The organism is Chitinasiproducens palmae (assembly GCF_900095735.1).
GTDB classification, from domain to species: Bacteria; Pseudomonadota; Gammaproteobacteria; order Burkholderiales; family Burkholderiaceae; genus Chitinasiproducens; species Chitinasiproducens palmae.
On record NZ_FNLO01000009.1, the window covers coordinates 84,897 to 108,541 of the forward strand.

Here is a 23,645-nt window from a genome sequence, read left to right on the forward strand (position 1 = left end):
TCAGTGGCACGGGAAGCCGAGCAGATGCCGGCCATCGTGGACGAATTCATGCACCGCGGTGCCCGAGAAGATCGCAGTCGCGCCTTGTTCCGCGCCGACGAAATACAGCGCGAGCAGGAGCAGCAGACCGGCGAAGATCGCCCAGGGCAGCAGTTCGCCGACCGGGATGGGCGTGGGTTGGCCGAGCGTGTCGGCCGGGGACGGGAAGGCGGCGTGAGCCATCAGGTTCTCCTCGGGGTTGCGCGCCCCAGCGGTGGATCGAAGGATCGACGTCGCGCGGCTGCGCGACGCAACGGCGCGGGGGTCTGGCTCATGGGCAAGCTGAAGCTGCCCGCTTACAGTGGCGCGACCGCGCCGGTATTTCACCGGCTTCCCCGGGCCTGTTGCCCTGCATTCTAAGCGCATTGGGGCGCGGCCGGCGACCCATCGCGCGCGCCAGGGCAGGTGCGCCGGTAAGTGCGCTGACAAGTGCGCTGACAAGTGCGCTGAAAAGTGCGCTGAAAAGTGCGCTGAAAAGTGCCCTGAAAAGTGCGCTGAAAGCGCGCCGAAAGTGCACTGATGGCGGCAGCGACAAGTGCACGCGCAGCTGTGCCGGCAGCGGCGCGCATCCGTCGCCGCACAACGTGCGCCATGCGGCGTCGGCGGACAGCGACAACGCTATCATGCCAGTTGCGACAATTCTGGGGCCCGGCGCCCCCGCTGCGATGGTCCTCCGACTCACGATGCTCTGCCAGCCGGCGACGGCAGCCACGCGGCGGGCGGCGTTCGCCGACGACGAGCCGCCGGAAGCCGATCTCGATGACGCCCTCCGGGATGCACTGCGCACCCGTGTCGGACGGCGCGATGCGGTTCAGAGCAGTCCCGCGGCGTGTGCCCTGGGGTGCGCGATCCGGCTCGACGGCGCACACGACGGCGTGGCGCACGGTGTCGAGGTGGTGCCCGCGCTTTGCGACTGGGATGCGGGACGATGGCGCGGGCGCTCCCTCGCCGACCTGCAGGCATCGGAACCCGATGCGCTCGCCGCATGGCGCACCGATCCGGACGCGGCGCCGCACGGCGGCGAGTCGCTGCGGGCGTTGCTCGCGCGCGTCGGTGACTGGCTCGATGCGCAAGCGGAGGCCGCGCGGGCCGCGCCATCGGCCGGTCCGCAGCGCAGTCGGCGCGTGGTCGCGGTCACGCATGCGGCCATCATCCGCGCGGCGTTGGTTGTCGCCCTCGAGGCGCCGCCACAGGCGTTCTGGCGGATCGATGTCGCGCCGCTGTCGCTCGCCGAACTGCACACGGCGCCGCTCGGTTGGCGCGTGTCCCGGATCGGCGCGTGACTCGCACCCGGCGACTTACCGTCTCAGGCCACGCGCGGCGCCGCGGCGGGGTTGCGGAACGCGGCGATGATGGTCCGCGCCGCGATCCGCCAGCGACCGTCGACGCCGCGCTCGAACGTGTCGTGAAAATCCGCGACCATGAAGATGGGCACTTCGTCGAGCGGCAACGCAGCGTTTGCTGCGAACGATAGCCAGACACTGGTCGCGGTGATCCGATCGGGCTGCGTGTCGACCAGCCGAAGTCCGCTGTACAGATGCCGAGACGCGCGCGGCCCGAGCGCCGCGCGTGTCGCGAAGAACGCGCGAATCGCCTCGCGTCCGCGCAGCGCGCGGGCACCGCTGGTATAGCGAGCGTCGGGCGTAAACAATTGCGCGAGCGCCTCGTAACGGGCGTGATCGAGACAATGCGCGAATTCCGCCTGGATCTCGTCGATCGCGACGCGCATCAGCAGCTTGTCGGTGGCGGACTGCTGGACGGCCGCTGACAGGTTGGCCGGTTGCTTCATCGTTCGGTGCGGCACGCGTTGACGACGCGCCGGTGCAAGGGGTGGGGCCGTCGGACTGCGACGGCTTGGGCTCGGGCCTTGGCCTCGGCATGGGTGAACGCGGCCAGGCGTGCGCGCCGCATCGCGCCCGCTCGCCGCTCCGCTGCGCGGCGGCTGTCGAAGGCGTGTCTCGCGAGGCTAACGCCGCCAGCCACGCCGCGTGGTCCCCAGCGAAGACGACAGCGCGCGCGTCGGGCCGCCCGGATGCCCGTCGCTCAGCCGCCGAAATGTCGCGCGAACAGTTGCGCACGCGTGTTGATGCCCAGCCGACGGAACAAGCGCAGCTTGTACGTCACGACCGTGGCGCTGGCGATGCCCAAATCGGCGCCGATGCCGTCGGCTGTCATGCCGCACAGCAGACGCGCCATCACCTGTCGTTCGCGCAGCGGCAGCGGCGGTTGTCGCCCAGCCAGTGCCGCTTCGAGCGCGGCAATCCTCGCATCCGCACTCCGTGGCCGCGGTGCGGCGACGGCCGGCCCGGACGACGCCGACGGTGCCGACGGTGCCGACAGCGCAATATGGCGCGCGGCCGCGCGCGCCAGCGGCGCGGCCACGTCGTCGAGATGCGCGATCTCCTGCGGTGAGAACGCGCCGAGGCTGCTGGGCCGATACAGGTTGAGCGCGAGCCAGCTGCGATCCGGCAGGCAATGCAGCACCGACAGCCGTTCGGCCGTATCGGTGCCTGCGTAGAGCGCGCGATGCGCGTTCAGCTTGACGTCGTCGAGCGACTGATGCTGAACCAGCACCTGGCCGGCTTCACGCAGTTGCGGATCGGTCAGCAGCGGATGGTTCGAATCGAGCCGGAACAATCGCTGAGCGATGTACGGCCGCGCGTTGTCGAAGCCGGCAAAGTCGCGGCGCAGGCCGGCTCCGGACACCACGCGGATCGCATCGTGGGCCGGGTAGTGAAACGCCATGCAGTGGTCGAGCGCTATATCGTCCCGCAAGCCGTCGAGGACACCGTCGCAAAATTCCTGCGGACCGGGCGCTCCGATCACATCGAGCAGGCGCAGCAGCAATTCACCGGAGCGCGATCCGGTACCTCGCGAGCCTACGGTCCAATATCGCATATGTCGTCGGGCTGTGGTTCTTCAGGGTTGGCGCCGCGCACGGGCGGTGCGCCGCATTCACGGCTGCTCGATGCCGGCGTTGCGACGCGAATCCGGCGTGGCGTGGCTCAAACTAGGCAGCATGCGCAGGGTCGGCAATCGTGGTTAACCATGCGCGGGCGTGTCCTCAACGCGATGGACAGCGCGGCGGACACACGACTCCTAAGATCGTGCTGTTCGACCGGTCATCTGCATGCTGCGCCGGCATGAACGACTCCCACAATCCTGCGCCGCCCGAGACGATGCCGACACCGCCTTCCTCGCCCACACCGGTCGCCGCCATGCGTGGTTCGTGCGACGCAGCGGCGCTGCCGTTGCCGGCCTGCGATCTCGACGAACCCGGCACCATCCTGTTCACGTCCGAGCGGGCGCTGGCCGGACGCGCGCTGAACCGCTTCGCGCTGAGCCTGCGCGCCGCCCAGGCGCGCGACGCGTTCCTCGCCGACGAAGGCGCATACATGGCGCGCTACGACCTGACGCCGTCCGTCCAGGCCGCCGTGCGGAAGCGCGACTGGACCGCCTTGCTCTACGCAGGGGGGCATCTGCAGGCCATCCTGAAACTGGCGGCGACCGTCGGCGAGTCGCTCTGGCACATTGGTGCCCACAATGTCGGCACCGATGTCGGGACGCTGCAAGCAGCCTGTCCGCGGCACGTAGACTTTCTGCCGTCGCGGAGCTGACCATGGCACGCGTGGTCGGCGGCATCGGCATCTCGCATTCGCCCTCGATGGGTGTCGCTTTCGATCGCGGCGTGCGCGCGGGCTTCGATGCACGCTGGCAGGCGTGGCGCGACGGCACCGATCGGGTGAAGCAACTGCTGCGGGCGATGCGTCCCGATCACCTGATCGTCGTCTACAACGATCATCTGAACCATTTCGATTTCGACGCCTATCCAACCCTCGCGATCGGCGTCGGCGAGCGCTTTCCGCAGGCGGACGAAGGGTGGGGCGTGCGACCCTTGCCGGACCTGCCCGGCGATCCGGCGTGGGGTATCCACCTCACCGAGTCGCTCGTCGCGCAGGAGTTCGACCTGACCGTCTGCCATGCGCTGTCCGTCGACCACGGCATCTATTCGTGGCTGCCGTATCTCAGCGAGGTGCCGTGGCCGGTGACGATCACGCCGCTCGCGGTCAACATGGTGCGGCAACCGTTGCCGACGCCGCGTCGTCTGCTGCGCCTGGGGCAGGCGTTGCGCCGGGCCGTCGCGGCGCGGCCGGGCGCCGAGCGCGTCGTCGTGATTGCGACCGGCGGCATGTCTCACCAGATCAGCGGCGCGCGCTTCGGCATCGCGAACGAGGCCTTCGATCGCTACTTCCTGCGTGCGTTGCCCGATCGCCTCGACGAACTGGTCGCATTGCCGACCGAGACGCTGATGCGTTGTGGCGGCACCGAAGCGGCGGAACTGACCGTGTGGTTCGCGATGCGCAGCGCGCTCGACGAGACGGCGCGCGCGGTTTACGACTTCTACACCTTTCCCCAGATCACCGGTTGCGGTGCGCTCGTGATGATCGATCCCGCGGCCTGTCCGGCGCATGACTTCAAGGAGATGACCCAGTGAGGCTCGGTACAGTGTTGCATCAGGGTCGGCCACGGCTCGCGGTCGCGGTCGACGATGGCCTGGCGGTCCTGCCGGGCGCCGCGCCCGATGGCCGCGACTTCACCATGCAGGCGGTCATCGATGGCTGGCCCGCGACGCGCCCGGCACTGGAGGTGGCTTGCGAGGGCGCGTCTCCGGTCGCGGTCGACACCTTGCACTGGCTACCGCCGCTGCCGCGACCCGGCAAGGTGCTGTGCGTCGCGCTGAACAACAGCGCAAACAAGGATCGCATCATGCGCGGTCCGTCGCACCCGGCCGCGTTCGTGAAGCCCGCCTCGTCGTTGATCGGACATGGCCAGCCCATTCGTCTGCGCGAACACTTCGGGCGGGTCCATCCGGAACCGGAACTGGCGGTCGTGATCGGCCGCACCGGCAGCGACATCGCGCACGAAGCGGCGCTGGCGCACGTGTTCGGCTACACGATCATCAACGATCTGACCGCGCCGACGATGCGCGGCGAGGACACTTTCCATTACCGCGCGATTCATCCGAAGCGCGACGATCCCGAAACCATCGAGTACGTCGACAGTTGGGTGAGCTATCCGGGCCGGTACAAGGGCAGCGACTCCTTCGGGCCGATGGGGCCCTGGATCGCGACCCGCGATGCGATTCCGGATCCGCACGACCTGGCCGTGCGCTGTGTCCACCAGGGCCGCCTGGTCACCGAGGACAACACTGCGAATCTGTTCTACAAAGTCGCCGACGTGATTGCGTTCATGTCGACCTACATGACGCTCGAAGCGGGCGACATCATCGCGATGGGTACCGCGCTGAAGCAGTCGAACGGCGGTCAGGCGGTGCAGAACGTCGACCTGACCCGCTTCGGCGGTCCGATCGAGGTCAGCATCAGCGGCATCGGTACGCTGTCCAACCCCGTCGAGCGCCGTGCATGAACGATGCACGCGAGGGCTACATCGAACTCGACGGCGACGCGTTCTGGTATGAGGAAGCCGGTGCCGGCCCTGCGCTCGTGCTGCTGCACGGTTTTTCATTCGACGCCGCATGCTGGGATCTGCAGTTCCCGCATTGGGCCGCGCAGCGTCGCGTGATCCGCTATGAACTGCGCGGCTTCGGCCGCTCGACGCGTCGAGCACGCGAGACCGGAGCCGCGTCCGCGCTGCCTGCGCACGTGCAGGATCTGTTCGAGTTGTGCGCCGCGCTCGGTGTTGCGCGCGCGGACCTGGTGGGCGTATCGCTCGGCGCCAACGTCGCGCTGGCCGCCGCGCTCGCGCGTCCGGAGTTTGTTCGTTCGCTGTCGCTGGTTTCGCCCGGGCTGCCAGGCCATCGGTGGACTACGCCGCGTCCCCCGGATGAAGCGGCGGCGCATGCGCGCGCGCGCGGCGTCGCGGCGGCGAAGCGCTACTGGTTCGGTCATCCGATCTTCGAGGCGGCCCGCGCCCGGCCGGTGGCGCGTGCGCTGCTGGCTGAGATGATCGAGCGCTACGATGGCTGGCAATGGACGCATGACGGCGCGGCGCCGCTGCCGCCGATCGAGGCTCGTCTCGGCGAAGTGCGTGCGCCCGCGCTGATCGTGGGCGGCGCACGCGACTGCGACGGCTATCGCGAGATCGCCGCGGCATTGGGCGACGGCATCAGTGGCGCGGAGCGCGTCACGATCGAGGCCGCCGGCCACGTGCCGAATCTCGAGGTGCCCGACACGTTCAACGAGTTGATCGATGCCTTCCTTGCGCGCGTGGACGCGGCCGCCGCGTCCACTGCGCCGCCTTGATCCGATGCCTTCGATGTCCGTTCCGTCCAACGCGTCAGTTCCGTCAGCCCAGCCTCCCGATAGCGCCGAGGCGACCTGCGGCCACGCGCACACCGACGCGCACACCCATGCGCATAGCCACGCGCGCCAGCCGCGTGTGATGCTGATCCACGCGCTGCCTGAGTCGCCCGCACCGGCGCATGCGGCGTTCGCCGCGCACTGGCCGGCCGCCCGCGTCTTCAACCTGATGGACGATTCGCTCGCCGTCGACCGCCAGGCCGCGGGCGCGCTGGCGCCGGCGATCACGGATCGCATCGTCGCCTTGGCGCGCTATGCCGCCGCGAGCGGCGGCGATGCGGATCCGACTGGCGGCATTTTGTTCACCTGCTCGGCGTTCGGGGCGGCGATCGACGCAGCGAAGCGCGCGGTGGCCATCCCGGTGTTGCGCCCGAACGAAGCCGCGTTCGAGGCGGCGCTGGCGCGCGGCGACCGCCTCGCCGTGATGGTGAGCTTCGAACCGAGTCTCGCCGGACTGTTGGACGAGCTGGGTTCGATGGCCGATACGCGTGGTCGACGCGTGTCGGTTCAGGGCCACTGCGTCGCAGGCGCGCTGGCGGCATTGCAGGCCGGAGACGGCGCGAAGCATGACCGCCTGGTCGCGGCGGCGGTTGCCGAACTGCGCGAGGTCGACGCAGTGATTCTCGGCCAGTTCTCACTGGCCCGCGCACGCGAGGCAAGCGCCGCGCTCAGCGGGGTGCCGATCTTGACCACGCCTGAGAGCGCGGTGCGTCGTCTTCGGCAGTGCTGCGAGGACGCTGGCGTGCCGCACATCTTTGCACCCGCCGACGGCGCCGGAGCAGCTGTCACGGCCAGCCGACCGGACGGCGGCTGACGCCGCGCGGCGGCACGCATACAACAACCCCGTGTCCGTGGCCATCGTCACGGCTGCGCAGGCACGGGACAGCCAGCAAGGAGAGAGACGATGAAAGCAGCAGTCAACGGCGGGGCCCGCGAGGTTGAAGTGAGCAGTGCATCGCCGCCGGTGGTGAGCGCGGCCAGCAACCTGGTGGCTTCGATGGCCAGCCGGGGCGCAGCTCAGGTTGCAGCTGAGCTTGCAGCGCGGTTTGCGGCGCGGCTTGCAGTTGAGATTCCAGCTGAGATTGCAACTGATGTTGCGACCGAGGTCGCGCCGCAGCGGACGCGCGATCGGGCCACCGCGAGCGCACCGATGTGCGCGCGCCGACTCGGCGCCAGCGGGTCGGCGCATGGCTCGCGGCGGCTCGGCTCACGCGCGCGGTGGGCAGCAATGCGTTCGCGCGGCAGGGCGGCGGCCACGATCCCCTCACGCGTTCGAAGCGCGACGCTGGCGTCCGCAGTCGCGATCGGCCTGGCGCTGCTCGCTGCGCCAGCCTGGGCCGACGTGAAGGTCGGCGTGGTGCTGTCGCTCACCGGGCCAGCGGCCTCGCTTGGTCAGCCTGCGATGAATACGCTCAAGCTGATGCCGAGCGAGATGAATGGCACGCGCGTCCAATACATCGTGCTGGACGACGCCACCGACACCACCCGCGCCGTCACCGATGTTCGCAAGCTGATCAACGAGGAACACGTGGACCTGATCATCGGCCCGTCGGTGTCGCCCAATGCATTCGCGATCATGCCGGTGGCTGCCGAAGCGAAGACGCCGGTAATCAGTCTCGCGTCGTCGATGAAGATCGTCATCCCGCTCGATGGGCCGCGCAAGTGGGCGTACAAGTTCTCGCAGCACGACAGCCAGAACGTCGATGCGCTGGTGGCCGAGATGAAACGTCAGCGCGTCAAGACGGTTGCCGCGATCGGCTTCGCCGACTCGTACGGCGAGGGCATGATCGACCTGCTGAAGCAAAAGGCGCCGGCGGCTGGCATCCAGGTCGTGGCGGACGAGCGATATGCGAAGAACGACGCGTCCGTCACCGCCCAGGTGCTGCGCATGCTGGCAAAGAAACCGGACGCCGTGTTCATCGGCGCCTCGGGTACCGCGGGGGCGCTGCCGGAGCTATCGCTGGCCGAGCGTGGCTATCGCGGCGGCATTTACCAAACCCAGGGCGTGGCGAACAAGGACTTCCTGCGGGTGTGCGGCAAGGCCTGCGACGGCACCTTCGTCTCCGTCGGGCCGGTGATGGTTGCCGACCAACTGCCGCCGAATCATCCGACCCGCCAGGTCGGGCTGTCCTACACGCAACGCTACGACGCCCAGTTCGGCGCCGGTAGCGCCACCGCGCAGAGCGCGGGCATGTGGGACTCCTTCCTGGCCTTCCAGCGCGTGCTGCCGGGTGCGCTGGCGAAGGCCAAGCCGGGCACCACGGCGTTTCGAGAGGCCTTGCGGCAGGGGCTCGAACAGATTCGCGAGCTGCCGGTGACCCACGGCGTGATCAACACATCGCCGACCGATCATCAGGGCATGGATGCGCGCGCCATGGTGGTGGTCCGCATCGAAAAGGGCAACTGGAAGCTGGTCTCGCCCTGAGCCATGCATCGCAAGGCGGAACGGCGGCGCGTCGGTCATCGGCGGCGCCGCTTATCGGGTAAGGTAGGAGTCGGTCCGTGCCGACCGGAGGGTCGGGCGGTGCAGGGCCACCCACCTCGTCCGAACCGAGCCAGCTCTCGATGAAACGTTCATTCCAGTCAGACTTCCGTCATCGCGGGCGCGCGAGCGAAGCGGCGTCGCAGTCGCAGTCGCAGCCGCAATTGCAGTCGCAGTCGCACAGATCCGATGCCGGGTGGCGAACGTCTGGCATCGGCCGCGTCGCCGGCGCGGCGCTGTCGCTCTTGCTGCTCGGCGCCGGCGCTGCCACGCTCGCGCCGGGTGCCGCGCAGGCCGAGGAGATCGGCAGCGTGCGCACGCATTTCAAAATCACCGGTTCCGACCGCGTCGTGGTCGAAGCCTATGACGACCCGCTGGTGCCCGGCGTCACCTGCTACGTGTCGCGCGCGCGCACGGGCGGCATCAAGGGCTCGCTGGGCGTTGCCGAAGATCCGACCGAGGCGTCGATCGCGTGCCGGCAGACCGGCCCGGTCAGTTTCGCCGGCCCGCTTCCCCAGCAGACCGACGTGTTCTCCGAACGCCTGTCGTTTATTTTCAAGACGCTGCATGTGGTACGCATCGTCGATCGTCCACGCAACACGCTGGTCTATCTGACCTACAGCGACCGGGTCGTCACCGGCAGCGCGAAGAATGGCGTGAGCGCGGTGCCGATCCCGGCCAACCAGAAAATCCCGGTCAAGTAGGCGCGCGCCAGCCCTCCAGACCAGCAGCGAAATCGGCGATCAGGCGATTCAGCGCCTCGCTCTGGTCGCGATGCGGGGAGTGCCGGCAGTCGGGCAAGGCGGCCGTGCGCGCATGCGGCACTTGCTCGACGATTGCATCGAGCTGGCGGAGCGTGCCGTATTGATCGTCGATGCCTTGCACCGCCAGCAGCGGGCGCGCGATGGTGCCGAGCGCGCTGCGCATGTCCCAGTCGAGAAACGACGGGTCGAGCCAGACCTCGTTCCAGCCCCAGAACGCGGACGCCACGTCGTCGTGATAGCGCGACAGCGCGGTCTGCAGGCCGCCTTCCAGGAAGGCGGTACGCGCCTCGGCAATGCTGGCGACGGTCAGCGGCTCGACGAAGGTATGCGGCGCAATCACCACTGCGCCAGCGAGGGCCTGCGGAAACAGGGCCGCGTACCACAGCGCGATCGACGCGCCGTCGCTGTGACCGACCAGCAGCATGCGACGGCGCGTGGCCGGCGCTACCGACAAGGCGTCGAGCAGCGCCGGCAAGACGGTGTCCGCCTGATGCCGCATGAAGTCGAGCGGCCAGCGTTCACCGTCGGCGCGCGGCGTCGAGCGGCCGTAACCTGGACGTGAATACACCAGGCCTTGGCAACCGAGCGCATCGCACAGGCGTTGGGGCCAGTCCTTCCACAGCGCGACCGACCCCAGCCCTTCGTGAAGAAACACGGCCAGCGGTCGATCCGCCGCAGCGCCGTTCAGCCAGACGGTTTCGATCGCCAGCGGCGCACCGGCAACGGTGAGTTGCACCTGCCGCGGCGCCGGCGTCATCGGCCCGGCCCCGTCGGACTTGCCGGGCCCGCCGAAGTCGTAGGCGGAGTCGTTGCCGCGGCCGCGCCGCGTCTCGCCGGCTGCCGCGCGATTGATCGCGGGCCCGCGCGGCGGCGTCTCGCCGGGTGCGCTCATGCGAGCTGCTCCCGCAGCTTGTAGCGCTGAATCTTGCCGGTGGCGGTCTTCGGCAGTGCCTCGACGAAGACGATTTCGCGCGGATACTTGTGCGGCGCGAGGCGTGCCTTGACGAAGGCGCGCAACTCGTCGGCCAGTGCCGGATCCGCCGCGCCATGCTTCAGCACCACGAAGGCGCGCGTCTTCAATAAGCCGTCCCGCTCGACGCCGGCGACGCCCGCTTCCAGCACCGCCTCGTGTTGGCACAGCACCATCTCCACCTCGACCGGCGAGACGTACTGGCCACTGACTTTGAGCATGTCGTCGCTGCGGCCCGCGTAGACGAAGCAGCCGTTCGGCAGGCGGCGATATTTGTCGCCGCTGCGCATCCAGTCGCCGAGGAAGGTGGCGCGCGACTTCTCGCGGTTGGTCCAGTACATCAAGGCCGCGCTCGGGCCCTTGATATAAAGATCGCCGATCTCCCCATCCGGCACCGGCTGGCCGTCCTCGCCGCGCAGTTCCACTTCGTAGCCGGGCACCGGGCGGCCGGTGGTGCCGTACTCGACGTCGCCCGGCACGTTCGACACGAAGATGTGCAGCATCTCGGTCGAGCCGAGGCCGTCGAGGATGTCGCAGCCGAAATGATCGCGAAAGCGTTCACCCAGTTCGCGCGGCAAGGCCTCCCCGGCCGATGTGCACACGCGCATCGCCACCGTCTCGCGCGCCGGCACGTCCGGATGCGCGAGCATGCTCGCGTACAGCGTGGGCACGCCGCAGAAAATCGTCGGACGGTGCTGACGCAGGCGGTGGTAAACCGCGTCCGCGGTCGGGCGTTCGGCCATCAACACGGTGGTTGCGCCAACCGACAGTGGAAACGTCAGCGCATTGCCGAGGCCGTACGCGAAGAATAGCTTGGCGGCGGAGAACACCACATCGTCCGGCCGGATGCCGAGGATCGGCTTCGCATACAGCTCGGCGGTCCAATGCAGGTTGGCGTGAGTGTGAACCGTGCCCTTGGGCCGGCCAGTGGACCCCGACGAGTACAGCCAGAAGGCGATGTCGTCGTCGTAGGTGGCGAGCGCGCGCGGCGCCGGCGCCGCCTCGGTGATCATGCGTTCGAGCACGCGCTCGCACGGCAGGTCCGGGTCGGCCGGCTGCGAGACGATCAGCATTGCGCCCTCGTGCGGTGCGTCGGCCAGCGCCTGGGCGACGGTCGGCAACAGCACGCCGGATGCAATGACGGCGCGCGCCCGGCTGTGCTCGAGCATATAGGCGTAATCCGCCGGCGTCAGCAGCGTGTTCGCGACCACGGGCACCACGCCGGCATAGAGCGCGCCGAGAAACACGATCGGCAGCGCCACCGTGTCGAGCATCACCAGCAGAATGCGCTCTTCCGGATGGATGCCAAGTGTGCGCAGGCTGCCGGCAAAGCGCCGCGCCGCGTCTTCGAGAGCCGCGTAGCTCGTCGTGCCGGCATCGTCGATGTAAGCGACCTTGTCGCCGCGTTCGGCGTTGAGCGCGAACACCGCTTCGGCGAAGTTGTAACGCGGTGGCGGCGCTCGCCAGCCGCCGAGCGTCGGCGTGGCGGGGCGCTCGATCAGTGTCTCCATTGCTGTTCTCCTCGATGCCTGTCGGAGGGGGCGCTGCATGACGGGTCGCTGAGTGCGCCGCCGCGCGGGTTGCGGGGTGGCATGCATTCGAGGCGGCCTTGCAAGCTGTAGCGAGCGTTGTGGGGTGCTTTGTGGCGTGCGCGGCCACGGCAGGGATCGCTGCATCGCTGGCCGTCGCGCTGCGCGTCGTCGGCGTGAGCGCTGCTTGGCGGCCGCGCCGTTTGACTGGTCCAAGGCCCGCATCGGTGCCAGCGCGCGCCCGTTCGAGATCTACGTCGGCGTGTACCTCGGCGTGGGCGACGCGCCAGACAGGCGCGCGTACATACCGATCTGCAATGGATCGATGCCGCCGTGGTCACCGCAGCGGCTCCGGCGCGACCGCAAGCGCGGCGAGAGTCGCCGCCGGGCCTTGCACTGCGCTGCGGCGATGGTAGAAGTTCAGCGCGCGCAGTCCGCCCAGCTCCTCGCCGCCGCCCGCGCGTCCTGGGCCGCCATGCATGGCCTGCGGCATCACATTGCCGTGGCCGGTCTGCGTCTTGGCAACCGACGGTGACACAACGTGCACGCGGCCATGGGTGCTGGCGAGTGCTGCGGCGAGATGGGCAAGCCGCGTTTCGTCGCTGCCGTAAACCGACGCGACGAGCGAACCGCCACCACGTCGCGCATAGGCGACCGCGCGCGCCTCCGGCAACCTGGCTAGCGAGGACGCGCGATCCGTGGCAGCGCTTGCGCTGCCGACTTCGTAGGGCGCAAGCGTGGCCACCGGGCCGAACACTTCCAGGTCGTGAACGCGGCGAGCCTGTTCCGGGTCAGGGCACAGCAACAGCGAGGGCGCCATGCACGCCGCGCGCTCGGGGTCGATGCCGATCAGCGCGGCGCGGCGCCCGTCGACCAGTCGTTCGGTCTCGCCGGCCAGCATCTCCAGGCCCTCATGCGCGGCCTGCCACTGCGCGCGACTGACCAGGCTGCCCATTGTCACCGAAGTGTCGCGCGGGTCGCCACACCGCACACCGGCAAGCGCCGCGCGCAACGCATCGGCGACTGGCGCGAGCAGCGGGGCGGGTACGAATGCCCGGCGGATCGCCGTGCATTTCTGGCCGGACTTGACCGTCATCTCGCGGACGATCTCCGCGACGAACTGCGCACACGCGGAGTCGTCCGCCTTGACGTCCGCGGCAAGAATCGCGCTGTTCAGACTGTCGGCCTCCACGTTGAGCCGTGCGCCGCGCACCACGAATGCCGGATGCGTGCGCAGTCGCGTCGCGGTCTGGGCGGAGCCGGTGAATGACACTACGTCGAAGGCCTCGATCCGGTCCAACAGACCTTCCGCGCTGCCGCACACGATGGACAGCGCCCCGCGCGGCAGGACGCCGGCCGCTACCACGTCGGCCACCATGCGTTGCGTCAGCCATGCCGTGCCGGTCGCGGGTTTGACGATCACCGGAACGCCGCTGAGCAGCGCGGGGGCGGCCTTTTCCCACAAGCCCCAGGCGGGGAAATTGAAGGCGTTGATGAACAGGGCGACGCCCGGCGTCGGCGTCAGTAGATGACGTACGCCGAAACTGGCGTCGCGGCTCAGCGAGTCGACGGCGCCATCGGGCAATGCCTGTCCGGTCGCGAGCACGGCATCGCCGTCGAGCGACGTGCCCGAGCGTGCGTACGCTGACAAGGTGAAGATCGCGCCTTCGATATCCACCGCGGAGTCCGCACGCACCGTCCCGGAATTGCGCAACGCGATCTCGTAATAGTCATCGCGATGGCTTTGCAGCACCTTCGCCACTTCCCCCAGCAGGGCGGCGCGCTGCGCATAGCCGAGTTCGAGCAGCGCCATGCGGGCGGGCCCGCGTGCATGGTCGAACGCGTGGTCGAGGTCGAGTCCTTGGCTGGACACGCGCACCAGCGCTTCGCCGGTAACCGGATCCGACAGCACGGTGCCGTCGCCGCCGCCGAGCTGCCATTCGCCAGCGATCAGATTGGGCAGGGTGTCGGTCATTGGTCTCGGCTCCTGGGTGTGATGCGAAGAAATGGACGCGCCGTGTCCCGGCTCTGCGGGCTACCGTGCCGCCATGCTGGCCGCGGACTCAAAGGTGTCGCGGCCGGCGTGACTGCTGCGACGCAGATTTGCACGCACGCGTCCTCACGACGCGGACGCGTCAGCCTGGCGGGCCGCGAGCCCTGTGCGCCGCGTGAATTCGATCGCGCCGTCCGGCAGCAGGTAGAGCACCAGCGCACGGCCGCCGCTAACGGTCGGGCGATGCGAGGATGCCGGGCCATACACGCACCATCCCGCCGGGTGGCCGTCGAAGCGGGCCGCGGCGTCGAGCGGCATGATCAGGTCGACCTCGCCGTGCGGGTGAACGTGATGCGGTCCCGCCACGTCGTTCATGTCGACCACGTCGACGGAGAAGCCATGCGTTGCCGCATGTGCCTCGATGGCCCGTCCGTATCTGATGCCGCCGTGTTCGTGTTGACACAGCCATCCCTGTGCGACACCGGCATGGCACGCGGCGGTGATGTCGCGGACCGCTGGCCCATCGGCCGGAAACCGTTCGTTCAACCAGCTCGCCAACTGCGCGTCGAGCGTGCGTCCGGCGATGGCTTCGGTGATGACCGCAATCCGGTCTTGCAGGTGATTCGGGGACATGGGCCTCCTTGGCAGGTGCGCCGGCCTGCGCCACTCGTGCGGTGGTCGCGTTTTTCGCAAAAGTAGCGGGCAAGCCAATGCCTGTCAAGCAATATAGTGCATGTTCGGGTTATTGCTGAGGCGTCGCGCGGCATACGCGGTGGCGACTTCCGTTGTCGGCTCATCGTGGCCAAGCGCGTCTAGCGGCTAGCGCCAGCAGCGCGATGGCTGGTCTCGCGGGCCGGCGTCGATCTGTTCGTCGAGATGACCAGCGCGGTGAGGAGGGGCCTAACATGTCATGTGCAAAAAAATGCTTCACATCTTGAATATTAGGCACTATAGTGCGTTAACCCCGGCATAAAGAGAACACTCATGACGTCAGTTGACTATCGCACCGACCCCTCGCAATACCGGCACTGGAGGCTGTCGTTCAACGGGCCGGTGGCGACCCTCGGCATCGATATCGACGAGGCGGGCGGCATCCGCGATGGGTACCGGCTCAAGCTGAATTCGTACGATCTGGGCGTCGACATCGAATTGCATGACGCGCTGCAACGCATCCGCTTCGAGCACCCGGAGGTTCGGACGGTGGTTCTCACCAGCCTGAAGGAGCGTGTGTTCTGCTCGGGCGCGAACATCTTCATGCTTGGTGTCTCGTCGCACGCGTGGAAGGTGAATTTCTGCAAGTTCACCAATGAGACTCGCAACGGTATCGAGGATTCGTCGCGCCACTCCGGTTTGAAATTCATCGCCGCGGTCAACGGTGCCTGTGCCGGCGGCGGCTACGAGCTCGCGCTCGCATGCGACGAGATTTTCCTGGTCGACGACCGGTCGTCGTCGGTCGCGCTGCCGGAAGTGCCGCTGCTCGGCGTGCTGCCTGGCACGGGTGGGCTCACGCGGCTCACCGACAAACGGCGCGTCCGGCATGATCGGGCGGACATCTTCTGCACGATCGTCGAAGGCGTGCGCGGCGAGCGCGCCAAGGCGTGGCGCCTGGTCGACGAAGTGGTCAAGCCCAATGGCTTCCAGCAAGCGATCGAGGCAAGGGCGTTGGAGCTTGCTCAGCAAAGCGACCGTCCGCACGACGCGCAAGGGGTGGCGTTGCCACGCATCGAACGGAGCGAACGCGAAGACGGACTGTCCTACGAAACGGTCGACGTGACGATCGACCGCGCGCGTCGTACCGCGACCTTGACCATGCGCGCGCCGCGCGCCGCGCAACCGACGGCATGCGCGGACATCGTCGCCGCGGGCGCGAACTGGTGGCCGCTGCGTTTCGCGCGCGAACTGGACGACGCGATTCTTTCGCTGCGCACCAACGAGCTCGACATCGGCACCTGGCTGCTGCGCGCCGAGGGCGAGACACAGGCGCTGCTCGACGTCGACGCGGTACTGCTCGCGCAGCGCGAGCACTGGTTCGTGCGCGAGACAATCGGCATGCTGCGCCGCACCCTGGCGCGCCTCGATGTCTCGTCGCGTTCGCTGTTCGCGCTGATCGAGCCGGGCAGTTGCTTCACCGGCACGTTCGCGGAGTTCGCACTGGCCGCCGACCGCACCTATATGGCGGCGCTGCCGGACGAGCCGTCGCGTGAGCCGGCCCTGACGCTTTCCGAAGCCAACTTCGGTCTCTATCCGATGGTGAGCGGCGAGTCCCGCATCGTGCGGCGCTTCTACGGCGAGCGCGAGCCACTCGACGCGGCGCGGGCACGCATCGGTCAACCGATCGGACCCGTGGACGCCGAGCGGTTGGGCCTGGTTACCGCGGCACCGGACGACATCGATTGGGCCGACGAGATCCGCATCGCGATCGAGGAGCGCGCGGCGATGTCGCCGGACGCACTTACCGGCCTGGAAGCAAACCTGCGGTTCAACGGCCGCGAAACGATGGAAACCCGCATCTTCGGGCGCCTCTCCGCCTGGCAGAACTGGATCTTCAACCGTCCGAACGCCGTCGGCGAGAAGGGTGCGCTGAAGGTGTACGGAAAAGGCAGCAAGGCGCAATTCGACGTGTCGCGCGTCTGACCCCGAACTTCGATCAACCGGAAAGAGGAACACACGATGTCGTCGATCAACTATAGCGAGAAGATTCCGAACAACGTCAATCTGGCCGACGATCGCACGCTGCAGCGCGCGCTCGAACAATGGCAGCCGAATTTCCTGTCATGGTGGGGCGACATGGGACCCGACGGCTCTCACGGCTACGACGTCTACCTGCGCACCGCCGTGAGCGTCGATGCCGGTGGCTGGGCGCACTTCGATCACGTGAAGATGCCGGACTATCGCTGGGGCATCTTCCTGACGCCCGGCGACGCCGATCGGCGGATCGGTTTCGGCGAGCACCGTGGCGAGCCGGCGTGGCAGGAAGTGCCGGGCGAGCACCGCGCCAACCTACGCCGCATCATCGTCACGCAAGGCGACACCGAGCCGGCGTCCGTGGAGCAGCAGCGCCACCTTGGTCTGACCGCGCCGTCGATGTACGACCTGCGCAACCTGTTCCAGGTCAACGTCGAGGAGGGGCGGCACCTGTGGGCGATGGTCTACCTGCTGCACCGCTACTTCGGCCGGGACGGTCGCGAAGAAGCGGAGGCGCTGCTCGATCGGCGTTCGGGCGACGACGACAATCCGCGCATTCTGGGCGCCTTCAACGAACGTACGCCGGACTGGCTGTCGTTCTTCATGTTCACGTATTTCACCGACCGCGACGGCAAGTTCCAGCTGGCGGCGCTGTCGGAGTCCGGCTTCGATCCGCTGGCGCGGACCACCAAGTTCATGCTCACCGAGGAAGCGCATCACATGTTCGTCGGCGAGTCCGGCGTGTCGCGCGTGATCCAGCGCACGGCGCAGGTGATGAACGAGCTGAAGACGGACGACGTCAACAAGCTGCGCGCGGCCGGCGTGATCGATCTCGAAACGATCCAGCGATATATCAATTTCCACTATTCGGTGACCATCGACCTGTTTGGCGCCGACCATTCGTCGAACGCGGCGACGTTCTACAGCTCGGGTCTGAAGGGCCGCTACGAGGAGGGTAAGCGCGACGACGACCACCGGCTGGACAACCAGACCTACCGGCTGCTCGACGTTACCGATGGACGGCTGGTCGAGCGCGAAGTGCCGATGCTCAATGCGATGAACGAGGTGCTGCGCGACGACTACATCAAGGATTCGATGGCCGGCGTCAATCGCTGGAACAAGGTGCTGGAAAAGGCCGGCGTCGACTTCCGCCTGAGCGTGCCCCACAAGGCGTTCAATCGGCAGATCGGCACCTTTGCAGGGGTGCGCGTTGCACCGGATGGCCGGATCGTCAGCGACCGCGAATGGCAGGCGCGCCAGAACGAATGGCTACCGAGCGCGGAGGACCGCGCGTTCGTCGCATCATTGATGGGGCGGGTCGCCGAGCCCGGCAAGTTCGCCAACTGGATCGCGCCGCCCGCCATCGGCATCAATCGCCAACCGGTGGACTTCGAGTACGTGCGTTTCAACTGAGCGCGCGGTAGCGCATAGCGGCCGCGGCGGGCGGGCCGGTAGTCGACGGACCCCGGCCACCGATGGTGGCCGCCAGGCGCCGAGGAGGGAGAGGCAGCATGAACGGACCAATGCCAAGCATGATTGCAGGCGGAGTACTCAACCAGCATCTGATCGATCCGGAGGTATGCATCCGCTGCAACACCTGCGAGGAAACCTGCCCGATCGACGCCATCACGCACGATGACACCAACTATGTCGTGCGCGCCGAAACCTGCAACGGGTGCATGGCCTGCGTGCCGCCCTGTCCGACCGGCGCGATCGACAATTGGCGGATGGTGGCACGGGAGGACGCCTACAGTCTCGAGGACCAGTACGGTTGGGACGTGTTGCCGGCGCAAGGCACCGTGGCGACGTCGGCCGACGCCCCTGGCGCCGAGCAACAGGAGCCGGGCGGCGCACGCGAAGAAGCGGGCGATGGCCTGACGGTCGATACGGCGCGCGGCTCGCAACTGCCGCCATGGTCTGCCGCGCGGCCCTACGTCAATCTCTACACGCACAAGTTGCCTACCACCGCGACGGTGGTAGGCAACTACCGGTTGACCGCGGAGGATGCCGACAGCGCGATCCATCACATCGTGCTGGACTTCGGCAAGTTGCCGTTCCCGGTACTGGAGGGCCAGTCGATCGGCATCCTGCCGCCCGGTGGCACAGCCGATGGTCGTGCGCATCATGCGCGCCAGTATTCGATCGCAAGTCCACGCGACGGCGAACGTCCGGGCTACAACAATCTGTCGCTGACCGTGAAGCGGGTGCGTGCGGCACGGAACGACGGCCGCGACGGCCGCGATGGGGTGTGCTCGAACTATCTGTGCGACCTGCAAAAAGGCGACAGCGTGCAGGTCATCGGTCCGTTCGGCCACACGTTCCTGATGCCGAACCATCCCGCCTCGGACCTGTTGATGATCTGCACTGGCACCGGCGCGGCGCCGATGCGCGCGATGACCGAATACCGCCGGCGCAAGCGGCTGAGCGGCGCCACGGGCCGGCTGATGCTGTTCTTCGGCGCGCGCAGTGCCGACGAGCTGCCGTACTTCGGTCCGCTGACCCGTTTGCCGAAGGACTTCATCGACACCAACCTGGCATTCTCGCGCTCCCCGGACGAACCGCGGCGCTATGTGCAGGACCTGATGCGCGCGCGGGCGCCCGACGTTGCCGCGCTGTTGCGTGGCGAAGACAGCTATATTTACGTGTGCGGTCTGAAGGCGATGGAAGAGGGCGTGCTACAGGCGCTGGCCGCCATTGCGGAACAGGAAGGGTTGGACTGGCCCGTGTTGTGGGAACGCTTGCGTCGCGAAGGACGCCTGCACATCGAGACCTATTGAACACGCGTTGGCGCCTCGGGGCCGACGCCGGGAGAGCCGATGAAGTTTGCCGAATTCGAGGTGGGACAGACGATCGTCGCGGGGCCGCGCGAGGTCGATGCGGCAGAGATCGTCGCGTTCGCGCGGCAATACGACCCGCAGCCATTTCACGTCGACCCCGAACGGGCGGCGGGTGGGCGGTGGGGCGGTCTGATTGCGAGCGGTTGGATGACCTGCGGCATCGCGATGCGACTGGCATGCGACGCAGCGCTGGACGGGTCCGAGTCGTTCGGTTCGCCTGGTCTCGACTATCTGAAGTGGTCCGCGCCCGTGCGCGCCGGCGACGCGCTGACGCTGACGGCCACCGTGCTGGAGAAACGACGATCCAGTTCGCAGCCGACCTTGGGCGTGCTGCGATGGCGCTGGCTGGTCAGCAACGGCCGCGAAACCGTGTTGGATCTGGTCGCAACCAGTTTCTTCGACCTCTCGGGCGACGCGTGAGCCGCGCATGGGTCGCCAAACGTCGACCGTGCCGCCGGTCCAGGTTGGTCGGCAGGGTCGGCCGGCACGTCGGGTGCCCGGGCGGGGAAAGCGCCACGTGCCCCGGCGGACGCGACGGCGATGCGGTGTGCCGGGCGGCGGCGAGGTCGAGTAAGATGACGCGATTCCCTGAAGACGGACCGGTAGCATGGCCAAGCTTTCCGCCGACGAAATCGGCGCCACCGAGCGCGCGGCGCCCGAGCGGGAGGAGCGCGATCCGTTCCTGACCGCACTCGGCGAACGCGTGCGCACGCTCCGGCTGCGGCGCGGCCTGACCCGCAAGGCGCTGGCGGTGGAGGCGGCGCTTTCCGAGCGGCACCTCGCGAATCTCGAATCGGGCGTCGGCAATGCGTCGGTGCTGGTGCTGCGTCAGGTCGCGAGTGCGCTGAATTGCTCGCTCGCCGAAATCGTCGGCGACGAGACTACCGGGTCGGCGGAATGGCTGCTGATCCGCGAGGTGCTGCAGGGGCGCGACAGCGAGGCCCTGAAGCGGGCGCGTCTCGCCCTGACGGAGTTGTTCTCTCAAACGCCGCGCGACCCGAATCGCGACCATCGCATCGCGCTGATCGGCCTGCGCGGCGCTGGCAAGTCGACGCTTGGCCGCATGCTCGCCGACGACCTGAAGGTGCCGTTCGTCGAGCTGAATCGCGTGGTCGAGAAGCTCGCCGGCTGTCCGCCGGCCGAGATCCATTCGCTGTATGGGGCGAGCGCCTACCGACGCTATGAGCATCGCGCGCTCGAAGCGGTGATCGATACCCATCCGAAAGCCGTCATCGCATCGCCGGGCGGGCTGGTGTCGGAACCGGCCACCTTCAATCGATTGCTCGCGCATTGCTACACGGTATGGCTGCAGGCCACGCCGGAGGACCACATGCGTCGCGTGATCGCACAGGGCGACCTGCGGCCGATGTCGGGCAACGATGAGGCAATGGATGATCTGCGGCGCATCCTGGCCGGACGCTCCGAGCTGTACAACCGCGCAGACATGGCTTTCGACACCAGCGGCCACAGTCTGGCGGATGCGTATCTGCAATTGCGCGGCAGGCTGGCGGCGCGTCTCGCGGCGGAGTAACGCGGCGGAGTAACGCGGCGGAGTAACGCGGGTTCGGCAGCCGGTGCGTGACGAGGCGCCTGGGGCGGACAGGCAGCAGGGCAGGCGCTGAAGCCGCGCCCGCGTTGCGGCGCCCGGATTGGGTCGTCCGCTTTGGGGCGGCCGACCGGGGAAGGCGACGTACGCCGGCCGCGTTGCGTCGCACGGCGCGACTGCCACGGCCGACGCGCTAGGCGCCGTAGACGCGGCCGACGCGGTAGACGCGGTAGACGCGGTAGACGCGGCCGACGCGGCCGACGCGCGGCCGCCCCACCGGCAGCAGGGCCTGAGCTGGCCAGTGCTTTGGGCTAAGATCGGGTTTTGCGTTCGCGCGGACCGTCTCGCTCCACCCGCTGCGTTGCGCTGATCCAAGCCGCCGAGCCACGCCGGTCAGGCCAATCCACGCCGATTGATACCCGCTCTCATGACTGCTGCAGCCGCTTCGCGCCCCGCCTTCGCCGACACGTTGCTCAACGCCCTCGGGCCCGACAGCGTGCTGACCGCACCGGACGCAATCGCGCCCTGGCTTGCCGACTGGCGCGGCATCTATCGTGGTAACGCCCAGGCAGTCGTCCGGCCGCGCACGGCGGCCGAGGTGGCCACCTGCCTCGCGCTATGCTCCGCCGAGCGAGCGCCAGTCGTACCGCGTGGCGGCAACACCGGACTGTGCGGGGCCGCGACGCCGGACTCGCGCGCGCAGAACGTCATCCTGAGCCTCGACCGGATGAAGGCGATCCGCGCCATCGATACGGTCGCCAATACGCTTGTCGCAGAGGCGGGTTGCATTTTGGGCGACCTGCAGCGGGCCGCGGCCGATGCGGGGCGCTTGCTGCCGCTGAGCCTGGCCGCCGAGGATTCGTGTCAACTTGGCGGCAACTTGGCGACCAACGCGGGCGGCGTCAATGTGGTGCGCTACGGGATGGCGCGCGACCTGGTGCTCGGCATCGAGGCGGTATTGCCGAACGGCGAGATCTTCGAAGGATTGCGGCCGCTGCGCAAGGACAACACCGGCTACGACCTGAAGCAATTGCTGATCGGCTCGGAAGGCACGCTGGGCGTGATCACCGCCGCTTCCCTGCGGCTCTACGCGGCCACCCCGGAGCGGCAAGTCGTGGTGGCCGCGGTTAACGACGCGGGCCATGCGCTGTCGCTCTTCGAACTGATCTACGCGAAGTGCGGCCCGCGCCTGCAGGCGTTCGAGTACTTCACCGACGCCTGCGTCGACTTGCTGCTGGAACAGGTGCCGACCGCGCGCTTTCCCTTCGGTGCGCGTTACCCGGCCTATGTGCTCATCGAATTGGCGGACACTGCCGATGCGGCGGCACTGGAGGCGCTGCTCGAACAGGTCATCGGCGCGGCCCTGGAAGCGGAGCGCTGCGTCGACGCAGTGGTATCCAGCTCGCTCGCGCAAATCAACGAGATGTGGGCGTTGCGCGAGGAAATTTCCGAGGCGCAACGCGCCGACGGTCCCCATCTCAAGCATGACGTCAGCTTGCCGATCGAGTCGATCCCGACGTTTCTGGAAACGGTCGAGCCGCGTGTCCGGCGGCTCTGCCCCGATGTGCGTCCAATCGTGTTCGGCCATTTCGGCGATGGCAATCTGCACTACAACCTGTCCCGCCCGCTGGGCAGCCCGCGCGACTTCTTCCAGCATGAAGGGGAGGCGCTGACGGCCGAGGTGCTGGACGAGGTGATGCGCTACGGGGGCAGCATCAGCGCCGAACATGGCATTGGACAGCTCAAGCGCGAGTATTTCGCGAAATATAAATCGCCGCTGGAACAGCGACTGATGCGTGAGATCAAGGCGGTATTCGACCCCGCCGGCATCATGAATCCCGGCAAGATTTTCTGATCCCAGGGAAAGTTCGCCTCGTCGATGGCTCGACGCACCTTGCTTTTTCCTGACGTCGGGCGCTCGGTGCCGGCGCCGGCAGCCTTGTGCCCATCTGCGCATCGAATGCGGCGCATGGCGTCGGCGCTGTCCGTACGCCGGCCAACGTACCAGTCCTCCAGGCTCTGACGCGCTCACGGGGGCAGCCGCGCTGCCATGCAGGCGTTCGCCCCACCTTACCGTTCCAGTCTGTGCACGGCGATGGTCCGAAGCTTGCTTTTAGTGTCTCGCCGACGCGCCGTCACTCCGGGACGGTCCGCTGAAGCGGCCCGCCTCTGGCGGGGACGCGTCCCGCGCGTCTTGACCATCGACGACTGAGGCGGCGCATAGCCGTCAACGACAAGGAGAACTTCGCATGCTTCGCTACGCAGCCATATTCTTTGTGATCGCGATCATCGCGGCGGTGTTCGGTTTTGGCGGCATTGCCGCAGGCGCCGCCGAAATCGCGAAGATCCTGTTCTACATCTTCCTGGTGATCTTCGTGATCACGCTGTTGATGGGCGTCTTCAACCGATGACGCGGCGGCGCGTCTGGCGACGCGGTCGCCGAAGCTGAGCTTCCGGTGACTGTGCCGATCCGACACGCC

22 protein-coding genes and 1 riboswitch are annotated in these 23,645 nt (G+C 67.9%); of the genes, 15 read left to right on the forward strand and 7 right to left on the reverse strand.

What is annotated here, in order from left to right:
• Positions 1 to 222 carry a CbtB domain-containing protein gene (locus BLU54_RS15055; protein ID WP_091910136.1) on the reverse strand — a complete coding sequence of 74 codons (222 nt, stop codon included), beginning with the start codon at positions 220 to 222 and terminating at the stop codon, positions 1 to 3.
• A gap of 56 nt (positions 223 to 278) precedes the next feature.
• Positions 279 to 399, reverse strand: a riboswitch (cobalamin riboswitch).
• Between the two features lie 305 nt (positions 400 to 704).
• Between BLU54_RS15055 and BLU54_RS15060 the strand changes: the two genes are divergently transcribed.
• Complete coding sequence (locus BLU54_RS15060) at positions 705 to 1,322, forward strand: histidine phosphatase family protein (RefSeq protein ID WP_091910540.1); 618 nt, start codon at positions 705 to 707, stop codon at positions 1,320 to 1,322.
• 23 nt (positions 1,323 to 1,345) lie between these two features.
• On the opposite strand, the gene BLU54_RS15065 is transcribed toward BLU54_RS15060, so the two are convergent.
• Positions 1,346 to 1,828 (reverse strand): nuclear transport factor 2 family protein, encoded by a 483-nt coding sequence (locus BLU54_RS15065; protein ID WP_091910139.1) that lies wholly within the window; start codon positions 1,826 to 1,828, stop codon positions 1,346 to 1,348.
• A gap of 254 nt (positions 1,829 to 2,082) precedes the next feature.
• Positions 2,083 to 2,937 carry a helix-turn-helix transcriptional regulator gene (locus BLU54_RS15070; RefSeq protein ID WP_091910142.1) on the reverse strand — a complete coding sequence of 285 codons (855 nt, stop codon included), beginning with the start codon at positions 2,935 to 2,937 and terminating at the stop codon, positions 2,083 to 2,085.
• Positions 2,938 to 3,182: 245 nt separating this feature from the next.
• Here BLU54_RS15070 and BLU54_RS15075 point away from each other — a divergent pair, with 245 nt between their 5' ends.
• From BLU54_RS15075 to BLU54_RS15105, 7 genes are all read left to right on the forward strand, one after another.
• Positions 3,183 to 3,656, forward strand: a complete 474-nt coding sequence (locus BLU54_RS15075; protein WP_091910145.1) for a hypothetical protein — start codon at positions 3,183 to 3,185, stop codon at positions 3,654 to 3,656.
• Between the two features lie 2 nt (positions 3,657 to 3,658).
• Positions 3,659 to 4,534 (forward strand): DODA-type extradiol aromatic ring-opening family dioxygenase, encoded by an 876-nt coding sequence (locus BLU54_RS15080; RefSeq protein WP_091910148.1) that lies wholly within the window; start codon positions 3,659 to 3,661, stop codon positions 4,532 to 4,534.
• Positions 4,531 to 5,466 carry a fumarylacetoacetate hydrolase family protein gene (locus BLU54_RS15085; protein WP_235837975.1) on the forward strand — a complete coding sequence of 312 codons (936 nt, stop codon included), beginning with the start codon at positions 4,531 to 4,533 and terminating at the stop codon, positions 5,464 to 5,466. The genes BLU54_RS15080 and BLU54_RS15085 overlap by 4 nt, the downstream gene beginning before the upstream one ends.
• The gene (locus BLU54_RS15090; RefSeq protein ID WP_091910151.1) at positions 5,463 to 6,302 is read left to right on the forward strand and encodes an alpha/beta fold hydrolase; all 840 of its coding nucleotides are present in this window, start codon (positions 5,463 to 5,465) and stop codon (positions 6,300 to 6,302) included. The genes BLU54_RS15085 and BLU54_RS15090 overlap by 4 nt, the downstream gene beginning before the upstream one ends.
• 13 nt (positions 6,303 to 6,315) lie before the next feature.
• Positions 6,316 to 7,173 (forward strand): aspartate/glutamate racemase family protein, encoded by an 858-nt coding sequence (locus BLU54_RS15095; RefSeq protein ID WP_211435358.1) that lies wholly within the window; start codon positions 6,316 to 6,318, stop codon positions 7,171 to 7,173.
• Positions 7,174 to 7,587: 414 nt separating this feature from the next.
• Positions 7,588 to 8,784, forward strand: a complete 1,197-nt coding sequence (locus BLU54_RS15100) for an ABC transporter substrate-binding protein (protein WP_091910544.1) — start codon at positions 7,588 to 7,590, stop codon at positions 8,782 to 8,784.
• 293 nt (positions 8,785 to 9,077) lie between these two features.
• On the forward strand, positions 9,078 to 9,545 hold the full coding sequence (locus tag BLU54_RS15105) for a CreA family protein (protein ID WP_235837989.1): 468 nt from the start codon (positions 9,078 to 9,080) through the stop codon (positions 9,543 to 9,545).
• On the opposite strand, the gene BLU54_RS15110 is transcribed toward BLU54_RS15105, so the two are convergent.
• The 4 genes from BLU54_RS15110 to BLU54_RS15125 form a co-directional block, all read right to left on the reverse strand.
• Positions 9,538 to 10,362: an alpha/beta fold hydrolase gene (locus BLU54_RS15110; RefSeq protein WP_091910546.1), complete on the reverse strand. Its 825-nt coding sequence runs from the start codon at positions 10,360 to 10,362 to the stop codon at positions 9,538 to 9,540. The two genes, BLU54_RS15105 and BLU54_RS15110, sit on opposite strands and share 8 nt — an antisense overlap.
• A 131-nt stretch (positions 10,363 to 10,493) precedes the next feature.
• On the reverse strand, positions 10,494 to 12,086 hold the full coding sequence (locus tag BLU54_RS15115; RefSeq protein ID WP_091910156.1) for a benzoate-CoA ligase family protein: 1,593 nt from the start codon (positions 12,084 to 12,086) through the stop codon (positions 10,494 to 10,496).
• Between the two features lie 355 nt (positions 12,087 to 12,441).
• The gene (locus BLU54_RS15120) at positions 12,442 to 14,079 is read right to left on the reverse strand and encodes a 3,4-dehydroadipyl-CoA semialdehyde dehydrogenase (RefSeq protein ID WP_091910160.1); all 1,638 of its coding nucleotides are present in this window, start codon (positions 14,077 to 14,079) and stop codon (positions 12,442 to 12,444) included.
• Positions 14,080 to 14,223: 144 nt separating this feature from the next.
• Positions 14,224 to 14,730 carry a DUF4863 family protein gene (locus tag BLU54_RS15125; RefSeq protein WP_091910164.1) on the reverse strand — a complete coding sequence of 169 codons (507 nt, stop codon included), beginning with the start codon at positions 14,728 to 14,730 and terminating at the stop codon, positions 14,224 to 14,226.
• A 351-nt stretch (positions 14,731 to 15,081) separates the two neighbouring features.
• Between BLU54_RS15125 and boxC the strand changes: the two genes are divergently transcribed.
• The 7 genes from boxC to BLU54_RS15160 all read left to right on the forward strand — a co-directional run bounded on the left by boxC (position 15,082) and on the right by BLU54_RS15160 (position 23,576).
• The gene (boxC, locus tag BLU54_RS15130; RefSeq protein ID WP_091910167.1) at positions 15,082 to 16,731 is read left to right on the forward strand and encodes a 2,3-epoxybenzoyl-CoA dihydrolase; all 1,650 of its coding nucleotides are present in this window, start codon (positions 15,082 to 15,084) and stop codon (positions 16,729 to 16,731) included.
• Between the two features lie 36 nt (positions 16,732 to 16,767).
• The gene (gene boxB / locus BLU54_RS15135) at positions 16,768 to 18,195 is read left to right on the forward strand and encodes a benzoyl-CoA 2,3-epoxidase subunit BoxB (protein WP_091910170.1); all 1,428 of its coding nucleotides are present in this window, start codon (positions 16,768 to 16,770) and stop codon (positions 18,193 to 18,195) included.
• A 98-nt stretch (positions 18,196 to 18,293) separates the two neighbouring features.
• Positions 18,294 to 19,559 carry a benzoyl-CoA 2,3-epoxidase subunit BoxA gene (boxA, locus tag BLU54_RS15140; protein WP_091910173.1) on the forward strand — a complete coding sequence of 422 codons (1,266 nt, stop codon included), beginning with the start codon at positions 18,294 to 18,296 and terminating at the stop codon, positions 19,557 to 19,559.
• A 39-nt stretch (positions 19,560 to 19,598) separates the two neighbouring features.
• Positions 19,599 to 20,039, forward strand: coding sequence for a MaoC family dehydratase (locus tag BLU54_RS15145; RefSeq protein ID WP_091910176.1), 441 nt, complete (start codon positions 19,599 to 19,601; stop codon positions 20,037 to 20,039).
• Between the two features lie 187 nt (positions 20,040 to 20,226).
• On the forward strand, positions 20,227 to 21,150 hold the full coding sequence (locus BLU54_RS15150; protein ID WP_091910179.1) for a helix-turn-helix transcriptional regulator: 924 nt from the start codon (positions 20,227 to 20,229) through the stop codon (positions 21,148 to 21,150).
• A 442-nt stretch (positions 21,151 to 21,592) separates the two neighbouring features.
• The gene (locus BLU54_RS15155; RefSeq protein ID WP_091910182.1) at positions 21,593 to 23,020 is read left to right on the forward strand and encodes an FAD-binding oxidoreductase; all 1,428 of its coding nucleotides are present in this window, start codon (positions 21,593 to 21,595) and stop codon (positions 23,018 to 23,020) included.
• Between the two features lie 394 nt (positions 23,021 to 23,414).
• Entirely contained in the window at positions 23,415 to 23,576 is a 162-nt protein-coding gene (locus tag BLU54_RS15160) for a DUF1328 domain-containing protein (RefSeq protein ID WP_091910185.1), read from the forward strand.
• The last annotated feature ends 69 nt before the right edge of the window (positions 23,577 to 23,645 follow it).

What these genes read in the sequence shown, in the direction of transcription:
- BLU54_RS15115 (WP_091910156.1), bottom strand. Translation starts at nt 12,086, where the DNA reads ATGGAGACACTGATCGAGCGCCCCGCCACGCCGACGCTCGGCGGCTGG.
- BLU54_RS15070 (WP_091910142.1), bottom strand. Translation starts at nt 2,937, where the DNA reads ATGCGATATTGGACCGTAGGCTCGCGAGGTACCGGATCGCGCTCCGGT.
- BLU54_RS15120 (WP_091910160.1), bottom strand. Translation starts at nt 14,079, where the DNA reads ATGACCGACACCCTGCCCAATCTGATCGCTGGCGAATGGCAGCTCGGC.
- BLU54_RS15125 (WP_091910164.1), bottom strand. Translation starts at nt 14,730, where the DNA reads ATGTCCCCGAATCACCTGCAAGACCGGATTGCGGTCATCACCGAAGCC.
- boxB (WP_091910170.1), top strand. Translation starts at nt 16,768, where the DNA reads ATGTCGTCGATCAACTATAGCGAGAAGATTCCGAACAACGTCAATCTG.
- boxC (WP_091910167.1), top strand. Translation starts at nt 15,082, where the DNA reads ATGACGTCAGTTGACTATCGCACCGACCCCTCGCAATACCGGCACTGG.
- BLU54_RS15075 (WP_091910145.1), top strand. Translation starts at nt 3,183, where the DNA reads ATGAACGACTCCCACAATCCTGCGCCGCCCGAGACGATGCCGACACCG.
- BLU54_RS15090 (WP_091910151.1), top strand. Translation starts at nt 5,463, where the DNA reads ATGAACGATGCACGCGAGGGCTACATCGAACTCGACGGCGACGCGTTC.
- BLU54_RS15145 (WP_091910176.1), top strand. Translation starts at nt 19,599, where the DNA reads ATGAAGTTTGCCGAATTCGAGGTGGGACAGACGATCGTCGCGGGGCCG.
- boxA (WP_091910173.1), top strand. Translation starts at nt 18,294, where the DNA reads ATGAACGGACCAATGCCAAGCATGATTGCAGGCGGAGTACTCAACCAG.
- BLU54_RS15155 (WP_091910182.1), top strand. Translation starts at nt 21,593, where the DNA reads ATGACTGCTGCAGCCGCTTCGCGCCCCGCCTTCGCCGACACGTTGCTC.
- BLU54_RS15110 (WP_091910546.1), bottom strand. Translation starts at nt 10,362, where the DNA reads ATGACGCCGGCGCCGCGGCAGGTGCAACTCACCGTTGCCGGTGCGCCG.
- BLU54_RS15060 (WP_091910540.1), top strand. Translation starts at nt 705, where the DNA reads ATGGTCCTCCGACTCACGATGCTCTGCCAGCCGGCGACGGCAGCCACG.
- BLU54_RS15080 (WP_091910148.1), top strand. Translation starts at nt 3,659, where the DNA reads ATGGCACGCGTGGTCGGCGGCATCGGCATCTCGCATTCGCCCTCGATG.
- BLU54_RS15055 (WP_091910136.1), bottom strand. Translation starts at nt 222, where the DNA reads ATGGCTCACGCCGCCTTCCCGTCCCCGGCCGACACGCTCGGCCAACCC.
- BLU54_RS15160 (WP_091910185.1), top strand. Translation starts at nt 23,415, where the DNA reads ATGCTTCGCTACGCAGCCATATTCTTTGTGATCGCGATCATCGCGGCG.
- BLU54_RS15100 (WP_091910544.1), top strand. Translation starts at nt 7,588, where the DNA reads ATGCGTTCGCGCGGCAGGGCGGCGGCCACGATCCCCTCACGCGTTCGA.
- BLU54_RS15095 (WP_211435358.1), top strand. Translation starts at nt 6,316, where the DNA reads ATGTCCGTTCCGTCCAACGCGTCAGTTCCGTCAGCCCAGCCTCCCGAT.
- BLU54_RS15065 (WP_091910139.1), bottom strand. Translation starts at nt 1,828, where the DNA reads ATGAAGCAACCGGCCAACCTGTCAGCGGCCGTCCAGCAGTCCGCCACC.
- BLU54_RS15150 (WP_091910179.1), top strand. Translation starts at nt 20,227, where the DNA reads ATGGCCAAGCTTTCCGCCGACGAAATCGGCGCCACCGAGCGCGCGGCG.